This window comes from Pediococcus damnosus (assembly GCF_001437255.1).
GTDB lineage: Bacteria > Bacillota > Bacilli > Lactobacillales > Lactobacillaceae > Pediococcus > Pediococcus damnosus.
Genome location: NZ_JQBD01000161.1, coordinates 1 through 1342, shown reverse-complemented (window position 1 = coordinate 1342; position 1342 = coordinate 1). Strand labels below are relative to the sequence as shown.

At 45.4% G+C, this 1342-nt stretch carries 10 tRNA genes; all 10 read left to right on the top strand.

From position 1 onward, the window contains the following. Positions 1-45: 45 nt before the first annotated feature. The 10 genes from IV84_RS10430 (at position 46) to IV84_RS10385 (ending at position 1017) form a co-directional block, all read left to right on the top strand. A tRNA-Ser gene (locus IV84_RS10430) sits at positions 46-135 on the top strand. A gap of 15 nt (positions 136-150) precedes the next feature. Beyond that, positions 151-223 (top strand) — tRNA-Glu (locus IV84_RS10425). 7 nt (positions 224-230) lie between these two features. Beyond that, positions 231-303, top strand: a tRNA-Val gene (locus IV84_RS10420). Between the two features lie 11 nt (positions 304-314). Continuing rightward, a tRNA-Asp gene (locus tag IV84_RS10415) sits at positions 315-389 on the top strand. Positions 390-420: 31 nt separating this feature from the next. Continuing rightward, positions 421-493, top strand: a tRNA-Phe gene (locus tag IV84_RS10410). A gap of 6 nt (positions 494-499) precedes the next feature. Beyond that, a tRNA-Tyr gene (locus IV84_RS10405) sits at positions 500-582 on the top strand. A 10-nt stretch (positions 583-592) separates the two neighbouring features. Further along, positions 593-666 (top strand) — tRNA-Trp (locus IV84_RS10400). 6 nt (positions 667-672) lie between these two features. Further along, a tRNA-His gene (locus IV84_RS10395) sits at positions 673-745 on the top strand. 78 nt (positions 746-823) lie between these two features. Further along, a tRNA-Leu gene (locus tag IV84_RS10390) sits at positions 824-909 on the top strand. A gap of 37 nt (positions 910-946) precedes the next feature. Next, positions 947-1017 (top strand) — tRNA-Cys (locus tag IV84_RS10385). The last annotated feature ends 325 nt before the right edge of the window (positions 1018-1342 follow it).

Here is a 1342-nt window from a genome sequence, read left to right as displayed (position 1 = left end):
TTGTCGACGGTTCGAGCCCGCCTGCCGGAGTTTGGTTTTGGATATGGAGAGTTGTCCGAGCTGGCCGAAGGAGCATGACTGGAAATCATGTAGACGGATTTATCCGTCTCAAGGGTTCGAATCCCTTACTCTCCGTTTTAATTATGTTATGACCCGTTGGTCAAGTGGTTTAAGACACTGCCCTTTCACGGCAGTAACATGGGTTCGAATCCCGTACGGGTCATTTTTATGGAGAGTTAGCTCAGTTGGGAGAGCGTCTGCCTTACAAGCAGAGGGTCACAGGTTCGAGCCCTGTACTCTCCATTTAAATTATTGGTTCCATGGTCTAGTTGGTTTAGGACGCCTGCCTGTCACGCAGGAGATCACGAGTTCGAGTCTCGTTGGAACCGTTTGAAATGAATATTAAATATGTCATTTTTTGGCGCGATAGCTCAGTTGGTAGAGCAACGGATTGAAGCTCCGTGTGTCGGCAGTTCGACTCTGTCTCGCGCCATATTATGGAAGGGTAGCGAAGTCTGGCTAAACGCGGCGGACTGTAAATCCGCTCCTTCGGGTTCGGTGGTTCGAATCCACTCCCTTCCATTTTTATAATAGGGATATAGTTTAATGGTAGAACTGCGGTCTCCAAAACCGTCGATGTGGGTTCAACTCCTACTATCCCTGCCATTGTTGGCGGTAGTGGCGAAGTGGTTAACGCACCGGTTTGTGGATCCGGCACGCGTGGGTTCGATTCCCACCTACCGCCCTAAGGATGATTTTTAGTTATCCTTGAGGTTAGAAGTTCTTACTTTGAACTTAATTTAACCGGATAATATTAAGAGATGCCGCTGTGGCGGAATTGGCAGACGCGCTGGACTCAAAATCCAGTTCCCTTTACCGGGAGTGTGGGTTCGACCCCCACCGGCGGCATATAAGCTCAGTGTGAGCTTTTTTATTTGGTTCAAATGGCGGTATAGCCAAGTGGTAAGGCAGAGGTCTGCAAAACCTTCATCACCGGTTCAAATCCGGTTACCGCCTTGGTTTAGAGCATACTGTATAAGCGATTGTTTCTCATTCAAAAAGAGAAATTGATCGTTTTTTTTTTTTAATACTCAAGGCTTTTTGCCAAGACTGTTGATGAACCGTCCAAGACAGCATTAAAGATTAAGCATCTTAAAATACAAAATACTTATTTATTAAGTCTCTTTGTCAAATCCTGTTGATGAACCGCCAGAGACAGTATTAGAAGTTAAGCAACTTCTAATACTGTCTTTTTGTTTGGCTTGGTTCTTATTTATTAAATGCAAAAGGAGAATTCAAAATGAATTCTCCTTTTTTGGTGCGCCCGGCATGGGCGCTAACT